General features: G+C 37.8%; 21 protein-coding genes and 1 tRNA gene. 8 read left to right on the forward strand and 14 right to left on the reverse strand.

What is annotated here, in order from left to right; all coding sequences use genetic code 11:
* The 6 genes from CLV96_RS08450 to rpsT all read right to left on the reverse strand — a co-directional run bounded on the left by CLV96_RS08450 (nucleotide 1) and on the right by rpsT (nucleotide 5,653).
* Nucleotides 1–906, reverse strand: coding sequence for an alpha/beta fold hydrolase (locus CLV96_RS08450; RefSeq protein ID WP_004787727.1), 906 nt, complete (start codon nucleotides 904–906; stop codon nucleotides 1–3).
* Between the two features lie 2 nt (nucleotides 907–908).
* Nucleotides 909–1,940 carry a GlmU family protein gene (locus CLV96_RS08455; RefSeq protein ID WP_004786797.1) on the reverse strand — a complete coding sequence of 344 codons (1,032 nt, stop codon included), beginning with the start codon at nucleotides 1,938–1,940 and terminating at the stop codon, nucleotides 909–911.
* A 3-nt stretch (nucleotides 1,941–1,943) separates the two neighbouring features.
* Nucleotides 1,944–3,779: a glutamine--fructose-6-phosphate transaminase (isomerizing) gene (gene glmS, locus CLV96_RS08460; protein ID WP_134151872.1), complete on the reverse strand. Its 1,836-nt coding sequence runs from the start codon at nucleotides 3,777–3,779 to the stop codon at nucleotides 1,944–1,946.
* Nucleotides 3,764–5,140 carry a phosphoglucosamine mutase gene (gene glmM, locus CLV96_RS08465; protein WP_004786420.1) on the reverse strand — a complete coding sequence of 459 codons (1,377 nt, stop codon included), beginning with the start codon at nucleotides 5,138–5,140 and terminating at the stop codon, nucleotides 3,764–3,766. The genes glmS and glmM overlap by 16 nt, the downstream gene beginning before the upstream one ends.
* Nucleotides 5,141–5,201: 61 nt before the next feature.
* Nucleotides 5,202–5,274: transfer RNA gene (locus CLV96_RS08470), tRNA-Val, on the reverse strand.
* Between the two features lie 103 nt (nucleotides 5,275–5,377).
* Complete coding sequence (gene rpsT, locus CLV96_RS08475) at nucleotides 5,378–5,653, reverse strand: 30S ribosomal protein S20 (RefSeq protein ID WP_004785420.1); 276 nt, start codon at nucleotides 5,651–5,653, stop codon at nucleotides 5,378–5,380.
* A gap of 120 nt (nucleotides 5,654–5,773) precedes the next feature.
* Here rpsT and CLV96_RS08480 point away from each other — a divergent pair, with 120 nt between their 5' ends.
* The 4 genes from CLV96_RS08480 to CLV96_RS08495 are packed head-to-tail and all read left to right on the forward strand — an operon-like array spanning nucleotide 5,774 to nucleotide 9,515.
* Nucleotides 5,774–6,058, forward strand: a complete 285-nt coding sequence (locus CLV96_RS08480) for a hypothetical protein (RefSeq protein WP_004787190.1) — start codon at nucleotides 5,774–5,776, stop codon at nucleotides 6,056–6,058.
* On the forward strand, nucleotides 6,055–7,182 hold the full coding sequence (locus CLV96_RS08485; protein WP_004786290.1) for an LIC_10450 family protein: 1,128 nt from the start codon (nucleotides 6,055–6,057) through the stop codon (nucleotides 7,180–7,182). Before CLV96_RS08480 ends, CLV96_RS08485 begins: the two co-directional genes overlap by 4 nt.
* Complete coding sequence (locus tag CLV96_RS08490; RefSeq protein WP_004786019.1) at nucleotides 7,179–7,973, forward strand: hypothetical protein; 795 nt, start codon at nucleotides 7,179–7,181, stop codon at nucleotides 7,971–7,973. Before CLV96_RS08485 ends, CLV96_RS08490 begins: the two co-directional genes overlap by 4 nt.
* 15 nt (nucleotides 7,974–7,988) lie before the next feature.
* A complete protein-coding gene (locus CLV96_RS08495) occupies nucleotides 7,989–9,515 on the forward strand; it encodes a thiolase C-terminal domain-containing protein (RefSeq protein WP_004784970.1) in 1,527 nt (508 codons plus the stop codon).
* Between the two features lie 63 nt (nucleotides 9,516–9,578).
* Here the strand turns inward: CLV96_RS08495 and CLV96_RS08500 are convergent, their stop codons facing one another.
* From CLV96_RS08500 to CLV96_RS08530, 7 genes are read right to left on the reverse strand one after another with little or no spacing between them, the layout of a single operon-like run.
* Nucleotides 9,579–10,604: a phenylalanine--tRNA ligase subunit alpha gene (locus CLV96_RS08500; protein ID WP_004787549.1), complete on the reverse strand. Its 1,026-nt coding sequence runs from the start codon at nucleotides 10,602–10,604 to the stop codon at nucleotides 9,579–9,581.
* The gene (locus CLV96_RS08505; RefSeq protein ID WP_004786841.1) at nucleotides 10,601–11,995 is read right to left on the reverse strand and encodes a UDP-N-acetylmuramate--L-alanine ligase; all 1,395 of its coding nucleotides are present in this window, start codon (nucleotides 11,993–11,995) and stop codon (nucleotides 10,601–10,603) included. The genes CLV96_RS08500 and CLV96_RS08505 overlap by 4 nt, the downstream gene beginning before the upstream one ends.
* Nucleotides 11,992–12,606: a hypothetical protein gene (locus CLV96_RS08510; RefSeq protein ID WP_004785547.1), complete on the reverse strand. Its 615-nt coding sequence runs from the start codon at nucleotides 12,604–12,606 to the stop codon at nucleotides 11,992–11,994. Before CLV96_RS08510 ends, CLV96_RS08505 begins: the two co-directional genes overlap by 4 nt.
* Nucleotide 12,607: 1 nt before the next feature.
* Nucleotides 12,608–13,681, reverse strand: a complete 1,074-nt coding sequence (locus tag CLV96_RS08515) for a hypothetical protein (RefSeq protein ID WP_004784401.1) — start codon at nucleotides 13,679–13,681, stop codon at nucleotides 12,608–12,610.
* Nucleotides 13,678–15,549 (reverse strand): motility-associated ABC transporter substrate-binding family protein, encoded by a 1,872-nt coding sequence (locus CLV96_RS08520; RefSeq protein ID WP_004785074.1) that lies wholly within the window; start codon nucleotides 15,547–15,549, stop codon nucleotides 13,678–13,680. The genes CLV96_RS08515 and CLV96_RS08520 overlap by 4 nt, the downstream gene beginning before the upstream one ends.
* 3 nt (nucleotides 15,550–15,552) lie before the next feature.
* Nucleotides 15,553–16,284 (reverse strand): ABC transporter permease, encoded by a 732-nt coding sequence (locus CLV96_RS08525; protein ID WP_004786382.1) that lies wholly within the window; start codon nucleotides 16,282–16,284, stop codon nucleotides 15,553–15,555.
* Nucleotides 16,281–17,210 (reverse strand): ABC transporter ATP-binding protein, encoded by a 930-nt coding sequence (locus CLV96_RS08530; protein ID WP_004786760.1) that lies wholly within the window; start codon nucleotides 17,208–17,210, stop codon nucleotides 16,281–16,283. The genes CLV96_RS08525 and CLV96_RS08530 overlap by 4 nt, the downstream gene beginning before the upstream one ends.
* A 32-nt stretch (nucleotides 17,211–17,242) precedes the next feature.
* On the opposite strand from CLV96_RS08530, the gene CLV96_RS08535 reads away from it, so the two are divergent.
* Together CLV96_RS08535 and CLV96_RS08540 are read left to right on the forward strand one after the other, a co-directional pair.
* Nucleotides 17,243–18,754 carry a PAS domain-containing sensor histidine kinase gene (locus CLV96_RS08535; protein ID WP_004786145.1) on the forward strand — a complete coding sequence of 504 codons (1,512 nt, stop codon included), beginning with the start codon at nucleotides 17,243–17,245 and terminating at the stop codon, nucleotides 18,752–18,754.
* On the forward strand, nucleotides 18,751–19,149 hold the full coding sequence (locus CLV96_RS08540) for a response regulator (RefSeq protein ID WP_004784763.1): 399 nt from the start codon (nucleotides 18,751–18,753) through the stop codon (nucleotides 19,147–19,149). The genes CLV96_RS08535 and CLV96_RS08540 overlap by 4 nt, the downstream gene beginning before the upstream one ends.
* 2 nt (nucleotides 19,150–19,151) lie before the next feature.
* Here the strand turns inward: CLV96_RS08540 and CLV96_RS08545 are convergent, their stop codons facing one another.
* The gene (locus tag CLV96_RS08545) at nucleotides 19,152–20,153 is read right to left on the reverse strand and encodes an adenosine kinase (protein WP_035982988.1); all 1,002 of its coding nucleotides are present in this window, start codon (nucleotides 20,151–20,153) and stop codon (nucleotides 19,152–19,154) included.
* An 82-nt stretch (nucleotides 20,154–20,235) separates the two neighbouring features.
* Between CLV96_RS08545 and CLV96_RS08550 the strand changes: the two genes are divergently transcribed.
* Together CLV96_RS08550 and CLV96_RS08555 are read left to right on the forward strand one after the other, a co-directional pair.
* Nucleotides 20,236–22,305: a TonB-dependent receptor plug domain-containing protein gene (locus tag CLV96_RS08550; protein WP_004786521.1), complete on the forward strand. Its 2,070-nt coding sequence runs from the start codon at nucleotides 20,236–20,238 to the stop codon at nucleotides 22,303–22,305.
* Nucleotides 22,306–22,439: 134 nt separating this feature from the next.
* Nucleotides 22,440–23,600 (forward strand): hypothetical protein, encoded by a 1,161-nt coding sequence (locus CLV96_RS08555; protein WP_004785681.1) that lies wholly within the window; start codon nucleotides 22,440–22,442, stop codon nucleotides 23,598–23,600.
* The last annotated feature ends 27 nt before the right edge of the window (nucleotides 23,601–23,627 follow it).

Raw genomic sequence — 23,627 nt, forward strand, 5'->3', positions numbered from 1 at the left:
TTAATCCTTGTTTTGTTTGTTGAAATGGAAGGTTTTAGTTTTTTTATGCGAGAAGGAATCTACAAAGTAGTGAAGTTTTTCAAAAACAACTTCTGGACATTCTTCCATAGGGAGGTGTTTGGCTGGTAAAAAAACAAGGCTGCTTGTCCTAAGTGTTTCTTTCATGTATTCGGTTTGATTTGGAGAAATACGAAAGTCTTCTTCTCCTAAATAAATTTGGCGAAGGCCCACAAAATTTTTGGCTCCTTCTTCTATCTCACGTAAGGCATGAGTAGATCGATCCACATTACGAACAAACTCCAAAGTGTTTTTTCTAGCCTTTCCTTCGAATAACAAATGATACATTGTCTTTTCCCATTCGAATGTAAGCTGGTGCGTTTTTTTCACGAGGAATAGTTTATAGAACAAACGAAGAAGGGGCGGACGAAATAAAAAAGAAAAAACTTCACCAAATAAGGGCAAACGGAGAAAATGAAGAGGAAAATAAAAACGAAACTTCGGCAAGTTCATAAACCCACCTAAAATAGATAAGGATTTATATTGGTTTGCATGTTCCTTAAATGTAAAACAAAGAATTGGAAGTGCATAATCGAAAGCAACAACATGAACCTTTTTGTCACCAACGACTTTCTCAAGGAAAGGAGCCAAATAATGCGCTTGGAGCCTATGGGAAAGTGGCCCATCTGGTCTTGTACTAAATCCTGTTCCTAAAAAATCAAGTGCGATTACCCTATAATGATTGGATAAAAGATTTACCAGCTTACGATAATTATATGATGTAGTCAAAAAACCAGGGAGTAGGAGAATGATTTCCTCTCCCTTCCCTTCATCTAAATAAAAAAAACGTAAGTCATCAATTTCTACTGTTTTTCCAGAATTGATATGTTCTAACAAACTGGGTGTCATGTTCACTCCGTAAGACTTCCGTATAATTTTCTCAAATACTCTTCTTCAAATTCAAAAAGATTCATCCCACGTCGTGCCATGATTTTTTTGGTATCAAAAAGATATTCTTCCAGACGGTAACGACCGCCAGGTTTTATCCAAGTGAAGGCTGGCACATACCCTTGGACTCTGGATTCAACGATATTACTCGCAATATCAAAAACCGTTCCTGTATTGGACATCACACCAATGGCAAGTTTTGTAAAAGGACCAATAAGAGATCCAAACTTTATGGTTCCAGTGTTGATTACCGAATCGCCAATCTTTAACTTCACAATTCCATAATTGTTTTTTAAATCACTAGTTGTGGATAAAGCACCTAAATTCACCCAAGTCGAAACAAAACTATGACCGAGGAAACCTTCATGGTGTTTGTTGGTATAATCTAAAATGATAGAGTTCTCTACTTCCCCACCAATCCGACATTGGTTTCCAATAAGACATCCCCCGGTGATTCGAGCATTATCGATTTGCGTATTTTTTCCAACAAAGAGAGGACCTTCCAAAAAACTAAAAGAAGAAATTTTGACTCCATCTTCAATTAGTATTGGGCCATGAGTTGTATCAAAAACAACACCAGGATAAATTGTCGCCTGCGGATGAATGTAGAGGTGTTTGTCTTTTCCAACAATATGAAAACCAGATTGTTTTGCTTTGTACTTCTGACGAAACCTCTTCCAATCTTTTTCCAAAGTAAGCGTATCTTCAATAATAGAAGTGACAGTACCTAAAAGTTCCCAAGGCAAATAGGAATCGGAACTATATATTGAATCAAAAGATTCCAAGTTTGCAGGCAAAACATGCGGATACCGATTGAAGATTAGTTTTTCAAATTCAGGATTGGGGCCCTTATAATAAATCTTGGCACCAGGGTATTTGCGTTCTAATTTTTCAAGTAAAGTGATACCGCCGAGATTCCATTCAAAAAAAGAATGAAACCTGGATAAGGGATCAAGAGACGGATTTCTTTTGGAATCGTCAAGTAGAAGGTTCACTGTTTACTCCACAGTTACAGATTTTGCTAAGTTTCTTGGTTGGTCCACATTACATCCCCTAAGAATTGCTATGTGGTAAGATAACAATTGTAACGGAATGACTGCAAGCAGAGGAACTAGTGCATCAGCAGTTTTTGGAATTTCAAAGATATAGTCTGCCATGGATTTTATATCAGTATCCCCTTCTGTTACAATGGCGATAACTCTTCCTTTTCTTGCCTTAACTTCTTGGATATTGGAAATTACCTTTTCGTATGATCCATCTTTTGTTGCGATAAACACAACAGGCATGTCTTCATCAATAAGAGCAATTGGCCCATGTTTCATTTCTGCTGCAGGGTATCCTTCTGCATGGATATAAGAAATTTCTTTTAATTTCAAAGCACCTTCAAGAGCCACAGGAAAATTAAAACCTCGTCCCAAATAAAGGAAGTTAGACGCTCGGTAAAAGTTTTCAGCAATTTTTAAGATCTCTTCATCTTTAGTTAGAATTTTTGCTACCTTATCTGGAATTGAATCCAATTCGAGGAGAAGAGTTTGGTAATCAGATAAGGAGATAGAACCTTTTTTTAACCCTAAATACAAAGCCATCATTGTAAGGATACTGACTTGGGATGTGAAGGCCTTGGTCGAAGCCACACCAATCTCAGGGCCTGCATGTAAGTAAGCTCCAGCATGAGAAGCTCGTGCGATGGAAGAACCAACCACATTACAAACTCCAAAAATAAGTGCTCCTTTGGACTTAGCAAGTTCGATGGCGGCAAGTGTATCGGCAGTTTCTCCTGATTGAGAAACAGCAATGACCACATCTCTTTCTGTAACAATCGGATTGCGGTAACGAAATTCTGATGCATATTCTACTTCTGTTGGAATTCTCGCAAGGTCTTCGAATAAATACTCACCAATGAGGCCCGCATGCCAAGAAGTACCACAACCAACAAGGATCAAACGATCCGCATTTAGAAAACGATTTAAATACTGGTCAATCCCACTTAAGAACAAATGATGTTCTCTTGAAACAAGACGTCCTCGCATGGCATCACGAACAGACTTAGGTTGTTCAAAGATTTCTTTCAACATGAAGTGTGGGTATCCACCCTTCTCTATGTCTTCCAAATCCAATTCTAATTTTTGAATGAATGGGGTTTTGGTTACATTTTCTAAGTTTTTAACTACAAGACTTCCGTCTTTGATGATAGCCATTTCCTGGTCATTGAGATAGGTTACATTGTTCGTATATTCAATGATAGGTGTTGCATCAGAAGCAACAAAGTATTCATCTTCACCGATTCCAATCACAAGGGGGGAACCTTTTCTTGCTGCAATCATCATTCGTTCATTTTCTTTTGACAAAATGACAATGGCATAAGCTCCAACGACTTCATTCAGAGCCAAACGAACTGCTTCTTCAATAGAACAATTATTCTGTTTTTTTATCTCTTCAATTAAATGGATAAGGACTTCTGAATCAGTGTCTGAATTAAAAATATGTCCATTCCCTTCTAATTCTTTTTTGATGGATGCATAGTTTTCAATGATTCCATTGTGAATGATTGCCAATTTTCCATCAGAACTTGTATGCGGGTGAGCATTTCGATCATTGGGTTCTCCATGAGTGGCCCAACGAGTGTGCCCAATCCCGAGAGTTGCGACTAACTTGCGATTGCCGATTTCATTTTCTAAATCGAGAACTTTCCCTTTCTTTTTAAAAATTTCAAGTCCGCCATTTAACAAAGCAACACCAGCGCTATCATATCCACGATATTCTAAACGCTTAAGACCTTTGATGATGAGAGGAAGTGCCTCTCTTTTTCCTAAATAACCTACGATTCCACACATTGTTTTACCCTCTTTAAGGTAGCTTCCAAATCGGATTTGGATTTAGTTTCTGTAATGACACGAAAGATTGGTTCGGTATTGGAAGGACGAATGTGGATCCAAGAATCCGATACATACATCCAAAGTCCGTCTTTCTCTGAAATGACTTTCGGAGAAAACTCTGACTGAAATTTTTGATAAAGAATTTCTAAAGACATTCCCGATGCCAAAGGAAAGGATTGTTTGTCCATATAGAGTGATGGAAGTTCATCCAAAAGAACATCGACTGATTTTCCCGTTTCTGCCATCAAATTTAGAATATGTGCAATACCGGACAAAGTGTCCCGACCAAAAGAGGGAATGTTTGGATCGATGACTCCGCCATTTCCTTCTCCGCCAAACACTGCCTTGGTTTTAGTCATTTCTTCTACAACGTTTGCTTCACCAACTTTGCTACGAATGACTTCTGCACCAAATCTTGATCCAACTTCTTCATTCAAAAAAGAAGTTGATAAGTTTACGACAACCTTTGCTTTTTTCTTTGCAGTGGATAAAACATTCATTAATGCCAAAGGCAAAGTATATTCTTCGGAAACAGCTCCTCGTTTGGGAGAAAACAAAACAAGTCTATCTGCATCAGGGTCCAAAGCAAAACCAATGTCTGCTTTTGATTTTTTAAAGTAAGGTTCTACTGATTTTAAAGCAGCAGCCGTAGGTTCCGGAGGCCTTGGAAACGTTCCATTTGGATTACAATTATGAGCAACAACTTTACAACCTAACATTTGTAAAAATTTTGGAACTACAAAAGAACCTGCACCACCAACTGCATCCACAAAAACTGTAAATTTTTTCTTTTTAATTTTGGCGACATTCACTCGTTTCAGAACAGAAGACAAATGAAGATCGATATAATCTTCTCCAGAGTCAATATAACCCTTGGGCGAAATTTGTTCTTTTGCATAAGATCCATCTTGAATGATGGACAAAAGTTTTTTGTTTTCCTCTGCTGAAAAGAAAAAACCCTTTTTAGAAATGAATTTAAATGCATTCCAATCCATAGGGTTGTGCGAGGCAGAGATCATAATCCCACCACTAGCTTTCGAAAGATTCACAACTGCTTTTGTGGTTGGTGTAGGAACAAGTCCCAATGTTAAAACAGAATTTCCGGAAGCTAACAATGCAGAGGTGAGAAGTGATTCTAAATAGGGACCGCTTGGTCTTGAGTCACGACCAATGACTGCCGTCCCACCATTCATAAGAGAAGCAAAGGATTTGGAGAATGCCAACGCTTCCTCTAAACCAAACCCTTGTCCAATTTTTCCCCGGACACCGGAGATAGAAATCATTAGGGAGGACAGATCATACTCTTTCGTAAATCGCATACAATACTATCAAAGCTGGGGGATTCCCACTGCAAGTCTATCTTTAAGAAGAAAAACGGTTTGGGCGATGACAGGATTGAACTGCCGACCCGCTGCTTGTAAGGCAGCTGCTCTCCCAGCTGAGCTAATCGCCCGTTGTTATGACCAGTGAACCGGAATGGAGATATTTGTAAATAAGATTTAGAAATAAAAAAGGCCACCATTGGTGGCCTCATTCCTTCTAGCTAAAAGCAAATGTTAGGCGGCTTTTGTTTCGATGGAGTTAATACGAAGAGCCATACGAGATTTTTTACGATCCGCATTTTTCTTATGAATGAGTTTTGTTTTTGCAGCTCTATCCAACTTAGAAGAAAGTTTAGAGAATACAGTGAGAGCTTCCGTTTTGTTTCCGGATTTGATTGCTTTGAGAAGAAGGCGAGCGTAAGTACGCAATTCAGTGCGATCTTCACCATTTCGCTCTTTTCTACGAGCAGTTCTACGAATGTCTTTTTTAGATGATTTTAAATTAGCCAAGGAATGTCCCCTACGAGGAATTTTTACTTATCTTTTGAGTACCACCCTGCCGGTCAAGGCGAAAGAGAAAAAAATGGAACCGCAGGAAGGAGTTTCGACCTCTTCTCGTAGGAGAAAACCATGTTCCCTATTCTAATTTGGATCGATTCCGAACTCTATGAGATTTTAAAACAGAGGCATTTGGACCTTGCCCTTGTCATAAAAATGGCTATTTTATCGCTAAAAGTAGAGGGAATGGAACCGGGAATTTTTGAAAAACGAGAAACGGGCCACTACGAACGAATGGAACTCAGCAGATACGATTTTTTTACATTAAGTTTAATTTCTCGGGAGAAGGAAGTTGACCCGAACGTATTACTCTCATATGCTTTCACAGAAGCTTTGTTGGAAATTTTACGACTGTGACTCCTGAAAAATCAAAATACCATTATATAAAAATTGATTCCATTTCAGAAATTGATCCTATTAAATTATCCATTTCCCAAATCCAACAAAGATATATCGACAAAGATAACAACCGTTATGCCCTTCGTTTCAATAAAGAAACACGTAGAATTGAAATTTTAAAACTTATCGGAAATCATTTTGAGGTAGTGCCCAAGTCTCAGATCCATTCCACAATGGAAGAACCTAAGACAACACAAACTCTCACACCTCCACCAAATTCCCAACAGACAACTCAGATCTCAGAGGATTTAAAATCCAATCCCATATTAGGTAAGTTAGTTGGCGCTCTCGGACAAAAACCCACGGATAGACCTGCGGAAATCCCAAAAGAAAAATTGAGTCCGAGCGGGGAAGAAAACCTCATGAGTGAGGACGTGGATTTGGACATTTTTGAAGGAGAAGAACCCCCTCCTCTCATCAAAGAACCACTCACCCATGAAGGACTTCTCAATACACCGGAACCACCGAGTCCGAAGGAACCGGAAACCACAGAAAATGCAGAACCGAACTTACAAGTTGGAGCAGATTCCGATGAAAAAACTGCCTTTCAAAGTATTGAAGACTTTATCAAATTATTATCTACGTACCGAGAAAGAGTCACTGCGATCATTCGTAATTTACAATCTTCAAGGATCTTTGAACTAACGGGAGACCCTTCAGAAAATAAAAATATTGTCGGAAACTTTGCTCGTGAAATGGAATCACAGGTTTTTGAAGCCATAGATAAAATGGTCGATCTTCACAAAGAAATGACATCATATCCTCGTCCTATTACGTATTATATCTCAAAAGCACCCGCAGAAAAAAGAGAAGAAATGAAATTTATTGAATCGGATAAAGAAAAATTAAACAGACTCCACCTGTTTGAAATGCAAAGACATTCCGATACTATAGTTAAAGATTTCAAAAAACTGAGTTTGCAATTATTGAATATTTTAAACCTGAAAAATGACATTCAGGTCAAACAATTACAATATGCAAACCAGTTAATGTATGTTGATGCCAAAAACGCATCACTCTATTTTGCGCAAGATTTGGATAAAACCATACTTGATATTGAGAACTGGAAACAATCGAAATGAAAGAACTGTCGGAAGCAGAAACAAAAGCAATATTAGAAAAAATCAGATCAGAATATAAAGAACACGGGAAACTAAATCCCAAAGCATTCGACCAATCAGGGTTTGAACAAAGATATTTACAAATACTCAAACTCCGTGGTAACATCACGAAATTTTTAACCGAAGAAGTTACTTTTCTCGAACAATTAAAATCAAAGTTCCAAGAACTAGCTGCGAAAAAAGAAGCAGCCAAAGCACAAACCTTAAATCGAATCATGGATGAATCCATCGAGAAGTTAGCCAACTATAAGAAGGTAGATTTCCATCCTCTCGCCAAAGTGGAAACCCGTTACTTTTATGGAGCGATGTTAGATTTTACAGAAACTGAACTTCCTGTTCTTATTTATATCTTCAAAGGTACTCCGGAATATTCTTTTTTACAAGATGCTGTTTTGCAAGTAGAACGAATTGGAATGACAAGACGTGGTCTTCCTTCCATGAAAATGCAAGAGTTCATCAAAACCTTACTCGATGCCAATGGAAACAATATCGTCATTGAAAAAGCTTCCCAAAATCTTTTGAAAGACGGATGTATTGCTCTTAAAAATATCATTGTGGCAGTGCAAGACTTGGTCAGCAAAAACCGAATCAATCCTGATATGATTGTGTTAGTAAATGAAAAAGATTTTCCAAATGCCCATAGTTCTTTTGGCGGTAAAAAATTCGGAGAAAGTCTCACTCGAATTACTGAACGCTGCAAACAAATCATACAAGATTTTCGAATGAATGCGTTGATGAATATGGAAGGATAATTCTAATGTGCCATCATGGACCCAATTCTACTCGGTGTCGCAGACACCATCGAATCTGAATTTGATTCGGAAGTTTATAAAACTCTCTCCCCATTAGAAAAATACCACTCCTTACTGTTTCGTTCTGTTGATAAACTTTTTGGTTTTTTAGGGACAGACCGTTCTAAAATTGCCCCTTATTTAACTGATTTTGTTTCCATTGAAGCCCAATCTCTGGGCCGTGAAGGGTATGGATTCACGGTAAAAGATTCCAATGATATGGGGTTTGGTGGGCTTGCTTGCCATACAGTGGATTTAGGTGGGGCCAGTGTTGGTGGGGCCATTGCTGAGGCACACGCAATTGTGAAAGCCAATCCTTATGCGGTTGTACTTGTGGCGGCCGCCGATGTTCCTAAATCGGTATTCAAACAAGTATCGGATTTAAAACGACTCACTGCAACAGTCTGTCATAAAGAATGGGAAATGCCTTATGGAGCAACACTCATTGGTCTTTACTCTTTGTTATGTGAAAGAATGATGTTTGATACTGGTGTAACCAGCGAAGATTTGGAAGAAATCACAAAACACTTCAGAACTCTGGCAGAAACCAATCCTCGTGCTTTTCAATTCCAAAAACCGCTCACTGAAAAACAATTAAAGAAACCTCTTTCCGGAGTTTATAGTACACCGATGATCGCTATCGTCACCGATCATGGATTTGCCACTCTTATCACTTCTGAAATCATGAAACAGAAGTTAATTGAAAATAAAATCATCAACAAAGATTCCAAACATATCTATTTAGCGGGTTCTGGTCACAGTGCTCACGCAGAGTATTTCATTCAAAAAAAGGATCTAAAAAGTCCGGCTGCACTTGCATGTGAAAAAGCCGTGGCCTCTTCTGGATTCCAAAGATCTGATATTGAATACGCTTGGATTTATGATTGTTTTACAGGAATGATCATCCATGAAGCAGGTTTGTATTTTGGAGTTTCACCAAAAGAAACAACAACGGCACTTCGCAAAGGAAAAATTTCCAATGGAGTAAGAGAGATACCAATCAACCTGGGTGGAGGAATTTTGAACTACCAAGCGGCGATGGCTATCTCTGGAGCCACTGGACTTATTGATATTGCGAGCCAATATGGTCTTGCCGTTGATCCTATTCCAAAAAAGCTGGAAACACAACCTAACGTAAGTTTACTGGGAGGAAATGGAGGGATTGATAGCATCAATTCAGTCATTTTATTTTCCAAAGAAAAACCAAAACCACAAAGAGAACCTTTGACTTTAAAACCATTGGAGGTCAATGTTCCAAACCCCAAAGTGGGGGAAAAGGCCACAATCCTCACCGTTAGCACGATTTTTTTTAATCCAGGAGGGGAGAAAAAACCACCCTATCTCATTGTCTGTTCCACTAAAGAGAATGGAGAGATGGTTCTTACCAATCTATATGGAAAAAATGGAGCGGAAATTTTATCCAAAGATGGATTGGAACTTGGAAAATCTAAAGTAGAATTCCAGGAGATTGAAGGAAAAATCCAAGCTGTTCTTTTGGATTAATACTCAAACGAACTGCCAAGGATAAAAGTCTTTGGCAGTTCGTTCCGGAGGCACCTAACTTACCTAAAACTGTTTTAAGAATCTTAAATTCCCAGATTGGAAATATCGGATGTCGTGAATTCCGTATCGCATCATCACAAGACGATCAAGGCCAAGACCGAAGGCGAACCCAGTCCATTTTTTCGAATCGAGTCCTGCCGCTTCCAAAACATTGGGATGTACTAGACCACAAGGAAGTAATTCCAACCAACCAGAATGTTTGCACACACTGCAACCATCGCCACCACAAACCAAACAGTTGATATCAAGTTCAAAACCTGGTTCCACAAACGGAAAGTATCCAGGGCGAAGTCTTGTTTTGATTTCCTTTCGGAACACACGAGAAAGAAGTGTTTCCATAGTATAAATCAAATGAGCGACAGAAATATTTTCCCCAACTACCATACCTTCCACTTGGTAAAAAGTATTTTCGTGAGATGCATCTACTTCTTCATATCGAAACACACGGCCAGGGGCAATGATCCGAAAAGGAGGTTTTAGTTTGCGAAGGGCACGCACCTGAATGGCGGAAGTATGGGTTCTGAGTAAGTTTCCATCGACCGTATAAAACGTATCTTGCATATCACGGGCAGGATGGTCTTCGGTAAAATTCAGAGCACCAAAATTGTTTTCATCGGTTTCTACTTCGGGTCCATCCATCACAGAAAAACCCATAGAGGTAAAAATATCTTCGATTTCATATTGGATTTGAGAAATAGGGTGTAGGCTTCCTCTTTCTTTCGAATCAAGCGGACGCAAACTATCAAAGAATTCCTGGCTGAGTTGGTTTTCATAAAAACTTTCTTTTAAAGAAGTTCTTTTGGTTTCCACAAAACTTTCGAGTCGGCTTTGCGCTTCGTTGGCTTGTTTCCCCACTGTTTTTTTCTCTTCTACAGATAAAGAAGCAAGGCCTTTTAAAACAGAAGTGAGTTTTCCTTTTTTACCAATGAATTGGTTTTTAAGAGAATCCAAATCTTGTTCGGATGTGGCAGAAGATAAAACAGATTCTGCTTCTTTGACTAAGGCTTCGATTTCTTGGGATAGGCTCATATAGATTCTCGTAATTCGATTAATGATTTTAATTCAGGATAAATTCCACCAAAAGCACCATTCGACATCGCAAGGATGATTACTTTTTCCTTTTGGAATTTTGGCAGAATCTTTTTTAAAAGGGAAGGAATTTCTTTTGGGTCTTTAGCATACAAAGCTTCTTTCTTTGTATTCTTTGTTATGTCTTTCACCAATTTTTTTACATTCAAACGTAGGGATTTGTTTACCTTGTCTACTTGGTACACTTCAGTAACAATGCTCACGTCACTACCTTTAAAACATTTGGCAAAATCGTCTTGAAATACATTTCTATGCGAAGTAGCACTTCGTGGTTCAAAAAGGGAAATGATTTTGTATCCAGGGTAAGCTTCTTTGTGAGCCTTTATGGTTTCTTGGATCGCAACAGGATGATGAGCAAAGTCTTCGACAAGAAGGCTTACATCGGAAACAAATAGATTTTCTTGTCTTCGTTTGACACCAGGGAATGATTCCACTGCTTCTAAAATTTCTTTTCTTTTTTGTGGAGCGATTTCTAGACAAATACGAGTTGCTACTTCCACATTGCGATAGTTATGCGATCCAATTAATGATGGTTTTAATTTGGTTTTGGTCCTTATCTCAGACAAAATGCCTTTTTCATATTTAAAAATGGAATTTTTGTCCCCTAATTCAAAAGATTCCACAGGTGCATGTTTGTAATCTTTAGTGATCTCCACTAGATTCCGAGAACCTTTCCAATAGAATACTTTACCGCGTCCAGGAACTAAATTTAACAGACGTTTGAACATGGTTTTAATGGCACCCAGATCGGCAAAAATATCTGCATGATCAAAATCGAGAGCATTCATCGCCAAATAATACGGTCTGTAATGTAAAAATTTAGAACTTTTGTCAAAGAAAGCAGAATCATATTCATCCCCTTCGATTACAAAATAATCACCTTCTCCAAGAGCAAATCCAGGGAACCCATCTTTACGAATCCCACCGACAAAAAGACCGGGTTTCAGACCAATAGATTCTAAAATCCAATGGGTTAAAAATGTAGTCGTAGTTTTTCCGTGAGTTCCCGAAATCACAATGGGTTTTTTCCCTTTGAGAAAAAAAGTCCCAATGGCCTGCGCCATACTCATGTATTCCATTCCCGTATTTAATACTTCTTCAACTTCTGGATTCCCACGTGAGATAGCATTTCCGATGATCACTAAATCAGCGCCCTTTACATTTTCTTTATGATAACCAGCTTTAGGTGATAAACCCCATTCTACCAACTTATCTGACATAGGTGGGTAAAGATTTTGATCGGAACCAGATACATCATGACCTTGATTTTTTAGCATATAGGCCAAATTACCCATAGCAATTCCACCAATGCCTACCATAAAGATTTTCAAAAGAGTACCGTCCTAACCAGGTTGTAAATAAATAGAGGAACTGAAACAAGAACCAAAAAAAACAAAACTACTTTCATAAGAAAAAATAGAAAATCTAAAGAAGTCCATTCTCTTCGGTGCGAAAGATAATAATACGCTAAATGTAAGGAATAGAAAAAACCAACACCTAATGCGAGTAAGGGGATTGGCGCAGGAAAAATCCAAAAAATTGTCGTGGCACTAAAAGGAAGATAGGAAATCATAAACACATGCGGTTCTGGACCTTCCCAATCTTTGGTTCGATCTCGCATTTGGTGGTACATTCGAAAACTATCAACCAACCGAATCACAAGATAAAATCCCAGATAAAAAAAGAATAAGGTCAACATCCCCTGTGTGTAGGTTAATTTTGTTTCTTCGTCTACCGTGGATACTTTGAACAAAAGGATTTGGATTACATTCCCAAAAAACTTTGCGATTGGTGCGAGCAGGATGAGTTGGAGATGGGCCAACCACAAATCACGCCCACCCAAATCCGTTTTATGATAATAGGATTCGAAGGCAGACATTGGGGAATAGAATAAATCTCGGATCATTTCCATCCGAGATGCGATTGTAGAAACTTTTTGCACCTTATTGGATTTTCTGGTTGGGACGCTCGTACCGGGAAGCACTTTTCACTTTCATGACGGCATTCACCAAATTTTGGAAGGATTCTTCTTTCATCCAAGTGATTGATTCCGAAAAATAAGGAACAAGCTCCCGACGAACCGGCCTCCATTTTCCTGAATCCGACTCCCATAAAGGGTAAAAGGAAAGTCGATACTTGATTCCTTCTGATTGGGTTACATCCAATATCGCTTCCGCCACTTGAGCAGAGGTAAGTTCTGGAAACTGCGGAGCTCCCGTCTCGTCATTATAAAATTCTACTTTCAGGCCTTTGACCACCGATTCCCATTGGTTTCCCACATCAGGTGGTAGAACAATTCGTTCCCCTGTGGTACGACTCCAATCATTAACATACACATTGTACTGGTTTTTTTTGGCACGGTTCTCAGCTTTAACATTCACAACCTGACCAGAAAAAGAAAGTTCTCTCAAGTAACCTTCGTTAAACGTGATATACATTTTTTCACGAAAACTGGTGGAAGGTGCACGAAACTTTTCAATTAAATAGTTATATGGAGCTATGACTTCTTCATTCACCAAAACAGAAACACGACCTTCGTCTGCTCCGATTTTTTTACCGAAAAACAACTGTTTGTCTTTTTGGAAATCAATTTCGGAACCGTTTTCTTCGGATAAAGTTAAAGATGGAGAACTCATCCCTAAACAATAGGACTTTTGGATTTCAGGTGTGGCCTTTTCAATCAATTTTGTTTTAAGGACACTTAGCTCCGAAAAACTATTTTTTACATTATAGTTGGCTTCGTAAGAAAATTCCTTGCCATCTTTTGTCAAACTGACTGTGTAAAGAGGTGTTAGGTTCCATCCGCGAGGGATTTTACGAAACACCATGTCTTCCTCTGCAAACTTTGGTTCTAAGACACCACACCAATCTTCTTTGGGTGGGGTATAACGAATAGATTTCCAATCTTCTTTCCAAAAATTTGTTTCGGAAATATTTTCTGGATGGTCTTCCATCCAGTAGAAGAGTAAAAACAAACCAACAAAAGCAACTACTACTAAACTAATTTTCTGTTTCATACTTCAATCATAGAACTTTTTCTTCTTGAATATACAAAGTAAGATCCCACTGCCAAAATGAATCCTGGAAACAAAAACACTCCGATTACCCAAGCAACTAACTTTTGATTGTCGGAAAGGGAAATAGTATCTAATTCCTCTTTTTTAAGAGGAATTTCTGCAACAGCCGTGTCCTGGAACAAACCCGTGATGGACACAGTAGAAAACTGAGAGTTCATCGCATATGGAATGAACTGATCGGTAATCCAAGAAGTACCTGTGTGCAAAATGATTTTGCCTGCTTTGTCATTGGTTAATGACATGGGTGTCAATACGATGGAGAGAATTTTACTCTCTTTTTTTTCGTTTGGATCTAATTTTCCATTTTTATTTTCATCAGAAAAAGCTTCAAAACCTGACTCTAATAAAGTTTCCGACTTTAACGAATAAGGAGATGGAATGGTCGCATCCGTTTCCAAATAACCACTGTAAGGGAATAAAATTCCCATGTCTTTTTTCTGGAGTAAATCGGTGAGCCTGTTATCCGGAAACCGTTTTGCTACAACAAATCCAGGTTTTTCTTCTCTTTCTATTAACTCTGAAGATTTATATTTAAGACCAGCACTTGATAGTAACCAACTAAAGTCTTCGTTCCCTTTCGGTTCCATGGTGATGAGAAGTTTTCCATTTTTTTCCAAAACAAACTTAGTCAATTCTTCCTTAGCTTCTTTGGAAAAAGGAACCGTTGGTCCAAGAATCACCAACATTTCGGCATCTTCTGGTAATTTGGAAGGCCAACCTTGCGCAAATCCCCACTCTGCCACCTTAAAGTTTAAAAACTGTAAAGAAGAGACAAATCGGTTTACTTGTTCATTTGGAAGGGCTTTAAAAGACATACCGTATCTTTCCCCATTGGAAACAGTAAAATAAACTTTTTTCTGTTCGGTAGTAACATTGAGTAGTGCACCAACTAACTTGCGTTCCAGATCTTCTAAATCTTTTGTTTCTTTAGCGATCACCCTTTCTTCTGCAAATGGAGTTCCGGACGTAAGTAAAGATTGTTTCTTCGAACGAACAAAGATGGTCCCATTCGAAACCTGGCCAAACTCTTTTAGTAAATCCACTTCCACATCTGCATTGATAAATTGGACGGTGATATGTGAGTTTTCTGCTTTGATTTGGTCCAAAAGAATTTCAATATCAGGGCGGACTCGAGTCAGTGCGAAGGCTGCCAACTTATCTCCATTTGCCGGTCCATCCGCTTCCAGAGGACGCGGGTAAAATGCAGTGATGGTAACATCTTTTGCGATTGGTTTGATTAGATTTCTAGAGATTTGAGAAAGGGAAAATTTCCCCTGGCTACTCAAATCAAAGTTATAGTTTCGTTTGATCGCAAAATAATTAACTGCAACCACAATGGGAAGAACAAATAAAAATCCTAATACAGCATTTTGCAAAAGGGAGCTCTTGGATTTTGCTAAATTACTTTGTGCCTCTAAGGATGACTTCCCAATCTCAAGGAGTATGATTTGAAGAAGAAATACAATTGATAATAAAACAACACAAAGCAAAAGAAATTCTCTTACTTTTGGAATGGCACTGACTTCTTCATTCAATCCAGCGACTGGTTTTAAATCCAAAAAATCACGTAAAACAGATAATAAAAAAGCACCGATTCCAAATCCGGCAGCAATATAACGATTCTGGTCTTCTTTCCGTAGTCCTTTTGAAAAAGCTCTGACAATGGTATCAGAAGCTAAAAACAAAAAAATCACTCCAAAAAATATGATTCTTCTTTTGGGATCTACAACCATCCCATCAAACAAGAAATAGGCGAAAAGAGAAAGTAAACTTACAAATGGTAAAATTCTATCTGCGGTCAAAAACATGGTCTATCCCCTCCATCTCCTGGATTCCAAGACCTTTACGGTAAGGTATAAGAACAAAAATGTTCCACTTAAGAAAAAAACAATTCCAGTCAAAGGGACAACACCTTTGGCAAAAGCGGCAAAGTGCGAAAAAATATGTAAATGGAAGAGAACCTTTCTCGTAGTTGCTTGGAAGAGGTGTGAAAAATATCCCACAACCCAAAGCGTCAAAATGATTAAGACGGAAATCAGTAAAGAAATCATTTGGTTTTTGCCAAGACTTGATCCAAACATTCCAATCGTGAAGGTAAAGACACCTAACAAAAACACACCGACACTACCAGAAGCTACCATGTAAAAAGGAGCTTTCCAAAAAGAGTATAACAATAAAGGAAAGAGTCCGTTGATAAAGATAGTTATAATCCCACAAACAGTAACACCAAAAAGGAATTTACCAAAAACAATTTCCAAGTCTGTGACTGGAGACGTAAAAAGTAATTCCAAAGTTCCCTTATTTCTTTCTTCAACAATAGAACCCATCGATATGATGACCATTGCGATAAGAATTGTTGTCATAAAGGAAATGAAAGTGATATAGGTTGCAATTTCATAATTTGCAGTTCCATTAAAATTTAGAATCATCACAAAGAGTGCATTGAGAAATGCAGTTCCTCCGAGAACCAATGGTCCCATATATGTTCCAAAAAATAATCGTAATTCTTTTTTATAGATCCAAACAGCCGTTTGCCAGTTCATATCTTCTCCATAAAAATCTGTTCTAAAGACACTTCTTGTTTTTTTAAAGACTCAATTTGAATTCCACTAGTGAGTGCCTTGGAAAACAAAGATTCTTTAAATTGTTTTGGATTAGTGGTTCGAACCAAAAATTGAATCTCTTCTTTGTTGGTTCCAAGTTCAGTCACACTATCGGTTCCACCAATCACTGATTTCACGAATGTATGAAGTTCGCTAGACTCTTTTCCAGAAAGGCCAACTTCCCACCCAGCTAGACGATTCATTTCTTCCTCTAACCTTGATAAAGAAAGTTCCTGTTTCAAACTTCCTTTGTGTAAAAATAAAAACTTATCACAAGTTTTGTATATCTCAGTTAAGATATGACTTGAAATCAAAACGGTATGGTCACCCGCCAAACTTCGAATTAAATTTCGGATCTCTACAATTTGTTTTGGATCAAGTCCTGAAATCGGTTCGTCCATAATCACAATTTCAGGATCTCCAAGGATTGCTTGTGCAATTCCCACTCGTTTCCTGTATCCCAAAGATAAAGTACCAATTAATTTATCTTTAACAGCCGTAATATTAGTTTTTAAAAGTACCTTTTCTACTTCTGAAGCGAGTTTGGATTCTTCGATCTTCTTGATCCGACCCACAAATTGAAGATATTCCAAAATTGTCATGTCTTCGTAGAGAGGAGGAGTTTCAGGCAGATAACCTATTTTCTGTTTTGCCTCTAAAGGAAAATCAAAGATGGACTTACCATCAATCGAAGCATCTCCTGCACTAGGTATCAAATACCCGGTCAAAATTCGAATTGTGGTGGTTTTCCCTGCGCCGTTGAGTCCCAAAAGACCAACGATTTCGCCTTTTTCTAATTTGAAATTAAGCCCTGAGATGGCTCGTTTTTCGCCGTAAAATTTTGATAAATTGCTGACTTGAATCATAACTCTGGTTTAGTTTTCGTATACCTGCACCTATGAATGAATTTCTGGAAAAAATCAAAAGCTTTTTCAAGGATGAAGACAGCTTTTTTGATGCAAAGCAACTTCTGCAACAGAATTGGCACAAATTTGTCCCCCAATACTTCGACAAAATCCTGGAAACACGTGCGAATGCCGTTTTTGTTTTGGACCAGGACCTAAATTATACCTATGTGAACTCTTCGGCAGAAAGTATGGTGGAAAAAACCGCCAGTCAGATGTTAGGGCAAAACATTTGGCATTTGTTTCCGAACCTGGATGAAACAGATTTTGGTAAAAAATTAATAGAAGCCATCAAGAATAAGGAAACTTTCCGCTCTGATGAGTTTTTTTTGGAATCAAAAGGATGGTTTGCAACACAAGTTTTTCCTCAGGAAAATTTTACCATCCTCATCGCAACAGAAATCACATCAGAAAAAAACGCCAAAGATAATTATAGCCAAGTTCTAAATAAGAACAAAGCAATCCTTAGTGCCCTACCTGACAAATTGTATGGAATCAGAAAAGACGGAACCGTCATTGACCACAAAGAATTTCCCGATTTTAAAGGTTGGGATTCTTTTTATGAAGGTAGAGTCAGATTCACTCGAATCGAAAACCTATTTCCAACAAGAAAACTAAACGATATTGAGTCCATCATAGAACAGGTTTTAGAAATTGGTGGAACCAAAACTTATGAATATTCGATCGAAGATTACGATGGAGAAAAATACTTTGAAGCACGTTTCACTAAAACTGGCGAAGATGATGTTCTCGCAATCGTTCGGAATATTACAGAAAGAAAAAAAGCCGAAGCTTTAAAAAATGAATTCATCAGTTTAGTGAGTCACGAGCTAAGAACTCCTTTAACATCAATTAAAGGTTCTATCGATTTGTTACTCGCAGGTGTGGCAGGGGATCTCTCCAATCAAACGAAATCACTCTTAAATATTTGCAGAAAAAACACACAAAGGTTAGTTCGTTTTGTTACTGACCTACTCGATATTGAAGCATTGGATTCAGGAAATATTAATTTTAAGTTTAGAACTTATCGTTTAGAAGAAATCCTCCAAAGTTCCGTCGATGGAATGAGGACCTTTGCAGAACAATACCATGTTTTACTAAATTATGATCAAAACTTTCCGTCTACGACTGTCTATGTGGATGAAGACAGATTGAATCATTGTATCACCAATCTAATTTCAAATGCAGTAAAATATACTCCAAAATTTTCTGAAGTTTATATCACAGTTGTTCCCACTGATACAAAAGCGCAAATTTTAATCAAAGACAACGGGCCAGGTATTGATCCCAATTTTGCACCCAGACTATTTCACAGATTTGCACAAGGAGCACCACCCAAGGATAAATTAGTGGGAGGTTCTGGCCTTGGTTTATCCATCACGAAGGGATTTGTAGAGGCAATGAAAGGAAAAATATTTTTTACGTCTGATGACAATGGAACCGTCTTTACAATTGAATTTCCTATTATCAAACCAGGATCTATTCCAACTGGATACAACCAATGACTGATGCAACTCTAAATCATGTACTAATTGTGGAAGACGAAGAAGATATTGTAGAAATTCTTCGGATCGCATTAGAGTTTAACTCGAGTTATCAGGTCAGTTTCGCAAAAACTGGTCCGGAGGGATTACAAAAAGCAATCATCTTACAACCAGACTTAATCTTGTTAGATGTTTTAATGCCCGGGATGAATGGAATGGAGTTAATTGAAGAATTGAAAATCTTTCCAGAAACAAAAGGGATTCCTGTTGCATTCATTACTTCGCGTGTGTTAAAAAATGAAATTTTGGAATACCAGAGAAGAGGTGGCATCGGTGTCATTGAAAAACCCTTTGCCCCTCTGGAAATCGCTGATAAAATTCAAACCCTTTGGGAAGATTCAAAAAGAAGTCACTAATCTTATTTGTCTTTGAACCCATCCAAAATTTCGTCTTGTCTTCCCATCAAACGAACTGACAAACGAGGACCAACTTCGCAGACAATACGAGATGCAACATAATTTCCCCAACGAGCTGATTTCTGTGCCGAATACCCTTGTGTTAATCCATACAACACACCAGCGGCAAATGCATCCCCTGCTCCTGTTGTATCAATTGGTTTTACGGGAAAACCTGGAACGAGAGTGATTTTTCCATTTTCAGCTACATAGGCTCCATCTTTACCAGCAGTCATAAAAACCAAAGGGCAAAGTTTGGAAATGAAGGTCACTGCTTCTTCTGCCGTTTTTGCTCCACTCAACGCTAAACCTTCTTCAGTATTACAAAAAACCACATCGACATATTCTTTTGTTAGGTGAATAAATTCATCCTTAGAACGATTTACACAAAAAGGATCACTATAAGTAAAAGAAACCTTTACATTGTTTTCTTTAGCGACTTTCATCGTGAGTTCACTTGCTTTTTTTGTAGAATCACCATCCCACAAATAACCTTCCACATAAACAAATTTACTTTTTTTTAGGTTATCTACATCGATATCATTAGGTCCAAGTGATGTTGAAATTGCAAGATTTGTCAACATAGTTCGTTCTGCATCAGGTGTTGTTAATACAACACAAGTGCCGGTATGGCTTTGGGAATCAGGTGTTGTTTCGAATAAAACGCCAGCATCTTCCATATCTTTTTTATAAAACTCGCCATATGTATCGTGAGTCACTTTTCCCGTGTAACAACATGTTCCACCTGAATTTGCAATGGCAATCATTGTATTGGCAGCACTTCCACCGGAACGAAGTTCCTTCTTTTCATCATGAAGATCAGCAAGAATTTGACCTTGTCTGGCTTCATCTACAAGAGTCATTACACCCTTAGTGATATTCTGTTTTTGTAAAAAATTGGGAGTAATAAAGGCAATGATATCTACCAAGGCGTTCCCTACGCCGAATACGTCGTAATGCTTCATGTGGACAATGCTTTTTTCCTTTAGGGAATTGACACTCAATTTTCATGTTTCAGTTTGGCAAGTACCGAGAAAATACTCTTCAATGGTTTCCAATTTCAGATTATCAATTCTGCTTTGTTTCAGTTTGGCTCCATTTACCCTTTTAGCTCAAAACAAAGATACGAAAGAAGTGGAGATCCGTGCGGGTGTTGACTCTCAGTCAAAAAACTCGAACTTTGCAAAAAACCCAACCGGGTTTCAAAAAGAAATCGATTTAAGTCAAACAAACACTCGTTATATGAGCCTTCCGGATGTTCTCAATCGCGAAGCGGGAGTTCGAATCAGACAATACGGAGGACTCGGATCTTACTCAACGTTATCCTTACGAGGGACAAATCCCAACCAATCAAAAATTTATTGGAATGGGGTGCCAATTAATAACTCAATGGGCGGTGAAATTAACTTAGCAGACCTACCCTTTGATAATTTAGAAAAAATTGAGATCTATAAATCAGGAACACCCGCTGGATTTTCAGGATCAGCCATTGGAGGATCAATTAACCTAATCTCTAAATCAAAAATAGACAAACCGATCACACGAATCAACTTGATGGGGGGAAGTTTTAAAACGGCAAAAGCAACTGTCACTCATATGGATCAATTTGCTCATGGTTCTTATTTTGTACAGGCTCTCCAAGAAACATCTGACCAGAACTTTAGTTATTTAAATAACAAAGGTACTGTTTTATTTAATACTTATGATGATACGATAGACACACGTAGAAATGCACAATTTCGCAAAACTGGATTTACTGGAAACCTCTCTCTTGAATTTGGAAAAACAAAAATAAACATATTGAATGACTATATTCACAGAAAACAAGGATTACCCGGTCCAGGAAACAGGCAGACCGTTTCCGTAGAAAGAGTTTTTAGTAAACTTTCGTCTGCGATCACAACAGAAACAAATGAATTTCTTTTTCAAAATTTAACATTGGAAACAAAAACTTACGGGAACTTTTCAAAAGATGATTTTTTTGATCCCAAATCAGAGTTTAGTTATGGAACACCAAATGCATTTACAAAAACAAACCATTACGGCTTTCAACTCTCCCCCACGTTATATTTACTAGAATACAATCAAGTCATTCGAACTTCTTTCCAAACAGAACAAGAATTTTTTACAAGATACGAAAAAAGATACAATCATGAAACAGAAAGAAAAGAGCCGAAAAAACGAAGAGATACTTTAAGTGCTACTTTTCAGGATGAAATCAGATTTTTTTCCAACCGTCTTTTTTTGGTTCCGCAAGTTCGGTTCGAGCGTTTTACGGACAGATTTGGAAAAGATGAAACTAGCGTTCGAAACCAACTTCTCGATCCGCTAACAGATGTTTTTTACGTCAAACAAGCATTTACCAATCCAAGTTTTGGCATTAAAATTATTTGGATTAAAAAAGATAGTTTAGAATTTGGAACATTGGGAAACATTAGCAAAGATTTTAGAATTCCCACCTTCTTAGAGTTATTTGGAGAACGAGGAAGCATTGTAGGTAATACCAAATTAAGACCTGAACAAAGTAGAAATGGAGACTTTGGATTTTATCTTAACACAAAACCATTTACAAACTGGAAATTCCAATCTGACATATCCATCTTTCAAAAACGAATTTATGATATGATTTTGTTTTTACCAAATTCACAGTTTACTCTTAGACCTGAGAATGTTGACCAAGCCTTCATTCGAGGCCTAGAAACTAGCCACAATATGATTTGGAACAAAGGAATCAAATTCAATTTTAATTATACATACCAAGATGCAAAAAACTATTCCGAATCACCTTCGTTAAACGGGAAATACCTTCCATTACGCTCCAAAAGTCAAGGTAGTGCTTTACTTGCGTTTTTTAAAGATTTTGGAGAAATTGGATTGGAATACCAATACATCGGTGCCAATTTTCGAGACAGAACCAATGAATATTTAGGATACCTTCCGGCACGGCAATTTTGGAATCTCTATATCCAATACATACCCTATAAAAATTTAGAAACGGGAAACGAATTGATTTTGGGATTGGAAGTTCGGAATCTATCTGACAAACGGGTAGAGGATTTAGTTGGATACCCATTACCTGGTCGTAGTTATTATTTTACAGGGAGTTATCGATTCTAATGTTAAATACAATCAATCGCTTTCTGAATTTAAATCTTAATTACAACCCATCGCAGCTGGTATACGCATTGCGGATATTTCCCTCTGCACGATATCTGAAATACAAATACAAACCATCGCAGCTGGTATATGCATTGCGGATATTTCCATTTTTATTTCTTCAGTTTTATTGTTCTCAACTGGAAATAGAAAAGCCAAACCTTTTCCAATTTGTATTTTTATCTGCTTCCCCCACTTCCGTTGGAGTCGTGACCTCTGATTTTGCAAGCGGCGGAAGATTTAAAACTTTTGAACCAAACTCACTGACTGCCTTTCCCACTTCAATCCCTATTCACTCTGATGCAGTTGGAAGATTTACTAATGATAGAGTTTTTATTGTCAACCGATTGAATCGAGACAGCATCCAAGTATTAAATCCTCAACTTGGATTTTTAACCGAACAAGAGTTTAGTGTTGGACAAGGTAAAAATCCACAAGACATCTCCGTTTGGAATGATAAATATTTTATTAGCCTTTATAATTCTGATGAATTAGTCATCTATTCGCGATATAATGGGACAAAAATTGGGTCTGTTTCTTTTGCTTCACTCAAAGAAACCTATTCCACTTCTGGAATTCCTGATAATTCGGTTGAATCTTCTTATATGGTTCAAGACGGAACAAGTTTGTTTGTATTGTTACAACGTTTGGATAGAAATGACGTATCAGGTTATTTGCCACCTAACTCTGATTCCTATATGGTTGAAATTGATATGAATTTGAATCAGATAAGAGCTGTATATACTCTTCCTTACAGAAATCCAAGTTCTAAAATTCAAAAAGTAAATCTATTCGGTGAACCACACTTAGTTTTATCTTGCGTTGGTCGCGTTGGGTTTATTTCTCAAATTGATGCAGGAATCATTGCCTTTCGTTTGAGTACTCGCCAATTCCTTCCTAACCGTCTTTTTGCAGAAGAGATAGCGGGTGGAGATATTTTGGTCTTTCAAATTAAAAATGAGGAATTAGGATTTGCCGCTGTCCTTGACGCGGGATTTACGAAAACAATCCAAGCATTCCGCCCAAGAACTGGAGAACGGATTGGAACCCTACTGCAAATTCCTGGCAATATAGGAATTAGTCTTTCAGGTCTTTTGCTAACGAATGAAGGAAAATTGTTGGTTGGATCTACTGATTTCAATCGGCCAGGAATCTATGTTTACGATACGAATCTTGGAAATGTATTATTAAATCCGATACCGAGTTCGGTGGAACTAACACCTTTTGATATCTTCCAGTTGCAAAATCTTCAATAAATCTCAATATGGAAAAAGACAGGGGAA

The organism is Leptospira meyeri, assembly GCF_004368965.1.
GTDB lineage: Bacteria > Spirochaetota > Leptospiria > Leptospirales > Leptospiraceae > Leptospira_A > Leptospira_A meyeri.